Genomic DNA, 3,750 nt, shown 5'->3' with positions numbered 1-3,750 from the left:
GAGCGGCTCACAAAGGAAATCACCTATTGGGATCACCGGTCAGAACAGCTTAAACTGCAGGAGCAGGCCGGGAAAGTCAATGCCCGCCTGAATTCAAACGAAGCCCGTAAACGGGCAGATACCCTGCAGGCCCGCCTGCAGAAAAGGCTTGAAGAACTCAAGCTGGAAGCCCGGATCTCACCCTTGCCACCCGTGGTGATGGGAGGGCTTTTGATCATTCCTTCAGGGCTGATCCGCAACATGACCGGTCACACAGAAGAAACTCCGGAAACCATAAGCCGGGCCAGGGATACCCAGGCGGCTGCTGCCAAAGCACGATCCGTGATTATGGATATTGAGCGCAGCCTCGGTTTTGACCCCATTGACCGGGAAACGGAAAAACTGGGCTACGACATTGAAAGCCGTATCCCCAATACCGGCAAGCTGCGGTTTATTGAGGTTAAAGGCCGCATTACCGGGGCACAGGCGCTGACCGTTACCCGCAACGAAATTCTTTATTCCCTGAACAAACCCGATGATTTTATTCTGGCCATTGTGGAATTCATGGGGAACGATGAGCACAAGGTCCATTATCTGCGCCAGCCCTTCCAGCGGGAGCCTGATTTTGGTGTGACCAGCGTCAACTATGCTTTTGCTGAACTTCTGGCCCGGGCGGACAATCCATCATGATCATCATGATAAAAAAAATGATGACAATGGGATTGTTGGGTGTTATTGTAACCTCAATACTGAATTTGAATAACACCCGCCACGCCTCTTGGGGTCTTGACCCCGAATGCGCACCCCGGCGGGTTACTTATTTTTGGGGGAAGGTGTGAAATATACCAAGCCCCCGCTGACCATTGACGACCAGATCAATCTGCTGACGTCCCGGGGAATGACCATACCCGATCCTGCCCGGACTGCCCGCTATCTCTCTCATATCAGTTATTTCCGCCTTCGCGGCTATTGGATTCCATTTGAAAAGGAGGACAATGGGAAAGACCATCATTTTAAAGCGGGCACATCCTTTGAGAATGTCCTTGATCTCTATATTTTTGACAGAAAATTTCGACTCCTCATCCTTGAAGCCATTGAACGGGTGGAAGTCTCCCTGCGGGCTCATTTTGCCAATGAACTGGGAGTCTGTTACGGCAGCCATTTTTATCTGGATGCAGACTATATTCATAATACACGGATTCAATCAGGCCTGATTGACTCTCTTAAGGCTGAAATAGACCGAATGACCATCACCATGAAACTGCCCAGAAAACCCAGGGCACTTTCTGCCATGCTCAACCCGAAAACCGAACGGTATATTGGAAACACTGCGATCATGCTGGGATATTTTCTTAAATTGATCAGTCCGGGAACATCCTGGCCCGAAAGAATGCGAAAACTGATTCAGAACTCCCCGGGTATCCGGCCTTCAGCCATGGGATTCAATGAAAATTGGACAGATCTGCCTGTGTGGAATACCAATGGATAATTTTAATGAACAAAAGAAAATAGAATAAATATATGAAAAAGAAACTCATTGAAGTGGCCCTGCCTTTGGATGCCATTAACAAGGCTTGTGCCCGTGAAAAATCCATCCGCCATGGACATCCGTCCACGCTTCATCTCTGGTGGGCCAGACGCCCCCTGGCCGCAGCCCGGGCTGTGATTTTTGCCCAGATGGTGGATGATCCGTCCGGATATCCAGACCTGTTCCCCACAGAAAAAGTCCGGGAAAAGGAACGCCAGCGCCTGTTTAAAATTATCGAGGATCTGGTGTTGTGGGAGAATACCACCAATGAGGCGGTCCTGCAAAAGGCCAGGGATGAAATCTGGCAGAGCTGGTGCCGCACCTGTGCGCAACATGCTGATCATCCAAGGGCAGAAGAATTGTTTAACCGCTATGTTCTGCCCGCTTTCCATGAGCCCTTTGCCGGCGGCGGGTCCCTGCCCCTGGAGGCCCAGCGCCTGGGGCTGGAAAGCCATGCCTCGGATCTCAATCCCGTGGCGGTGCTCATCAACAAGGCCATGATCGAAATTCCGCCCAAATTTGCCGGGAAACCGCCGGTGAACCCGGACTGGCAGAACAAACCCGAGAGAGAAAAGGCCCTGACCCTCTGGAAGGCGCCCAGGGCCTGGCCGAGGATGTCAGATACTATGGGAAATGGATGCGGGACGAAGCGGAAAAACGCATCGGCCACCTGTACCCCAAAATTGAAATCACAGATGAAATGGTCAAAGAAAGGCCAGATCTGAACCCCTATGCCGATAAAAAACTCACTGTGATTGCCTGGCTCTGGGCCCGTACCGTTAAAAGCCCCAACCCGGCCTTTGCCCATGTGGATGTGCCGCTGGCTTCCACCTTCATGCTTTCCACCAAAAAGGGCAAGGAAGCCTATGTGGAGCCGGTGATTGAAAATGGGGGGTATCGGTTTACTGTTAAGGTGGGTAAGCCTGAGGATGCGGCAGCGGCAAAGAGCGGCACCAAGTTATCGCGGGGAGCCAATTTTGAATGTTTGATGTCAGGCTCTCCGATTCAGGCTGCTTACATCCGTTCCGAGGCACAAGCTGGAAAAATGGGTTCGAGACTTATGGCAATAGTTCTCGAAGGTGATCGAACTCGATTATATATTCCACCTTTAAAAAACCATGAAAGTATAGCCGAAGAAGCAACTTCTGTCTGGAAACCCAATCTATCTGTTCCGACACCTTGTCATGATGTAGATAGGCTTCCCATGTATGGAATGCCGACTTGGGGCGATGCATTCACCCCCCGCCAGCTTGTGGCATTGACCACCTTTTCTGATCTGGTGCAGGAAGCCCGTAAGCAAGTAAAGCAGGATGCTGTTAAGGCGGGTCTGTCTGATGATGGCAAAGCTCTGGATACATTTGGTCAGGGTGCTATGGCTTATGCCGATGCTGTTGGTGTGTATCTCGGTATCACTGTGGACAAGGCTACCGACTATAACTCGACCATCTGTAGCTGGATCTCTGGCGGTGAGACACTTCGAAGTACATTTGGTCGGCAGGCGATAGCTATGACTTGGGACTATTGTGAGACCAACTCGCTTGGATCAGCTACTGGGAGCATTGATAGCGGTATTGGACAAGTCTCGAAAGCGCTGGAGGTCTTCGTTCCGGGGGCTGGCGGTAACGTTTCACAGTGCGATGCACAGAGCGTTTCTGTTTATTATCGAGTTGTTTCAACCGATCCACCATATTACGACAACATTGGCTATGCAGACTTATCAGATTTTTTCTATGTTTGGATGCGTCGTGTTCTGCAGCCCATTTTCCCCGATCTTTTTGCCACTCTGGCTGTACCCAAAGCCGAAGAATTGGTTGCCACTCCTTATCGCCATGGCAGCAGAGAAAAAGCCGAGGCTTTTTTCCTTGACGGCATGACCCAGGCCATGCACCGGCTCGCCAAATAGGCACATCCGGTTTTTCCAGTCACCATTTACTATGCTTTTACTCGATGATCCAGTTTTTAAAAATTGACATGGAACGTAGCTACCAGTTATTATCCCCATGTTAACAGAATGCTTTATATTTTAATGATGGGGAGGATTGATAATTTCCCCAAGATTTTAGATTCATGTGTTTTTTGGAATCATTTGACTTTACAAAATGCTCTTTTAAAAATGCCGAGATCTGCTTGAAATGGGATTCGGGGTCATCACTGTGAATGATTTGTTCGACAAAGGATAAGATGCTGTCGACTTTGACGACGTCACATAGGTTGCCAACAGTTTTTGCGGGCAGTTTGTTATT

The 3,750-nt window shown here is 49.8% G+C and carries 4 protein-coding genes; all 4 read left to right on the top strand.

What is annotated here, in order from left to right; genetic code table 11:
- Positions 1-669 (top strand): DUF3883 domain-containing protein (locus AB7U36_RS20465; RefSeq protein ID WP_428161477.1); only part of this gene is annotated, 669 nt, incomplete at its 5' end.
- 145 nt (positions 670-814) lie between these two features.
- Entirely contained in the window at positions 815-1,468 is a 654-nt protein-coding gene (locus tag AB7U36_RS20460; RefSeq protein ID WP_428161476.1) for an Abi family protein, read from the top strand.
- A gap of 32 nt (positions 1,469-1,500) precedes the next feature.
- Positions 1,501-2,232, top strand: coding sequence for a DUF1156 domain-containing protein (locus tag AB7U36_RS20455; protein ID WP_428161475.1), 732 nt, complete (start codon positions 1,501-1,503; stop codon positions 2,230-2,232).
- On the top strand, positions 2,145-3,410 hold the full coding sequence (locus AB7U36_RS20450) for a DUF1156 domain-containing protein (protein WP_428161474.1): 1,266 nt from the start codon (positions 2,145-2,147) through the stop codon (positions 3,408-3,410). The genes AB7U36_RS20455 and AB7U36_RS20450 overlap by 88 nt, the downstream gene beginning before the upstream one ends.
- Positions 3,411-3,750 lie beyond the last annotated feature (340 nt).

The sequence above is a fragment of the Desulfobacter sp. genome (genome assembly GCF_050177295.1).
The sequence above is the reverse complement of the archived record's forward strand: the minus strand, read 5'-3'. Positions and strand labels throughout refer to the sequence as shown.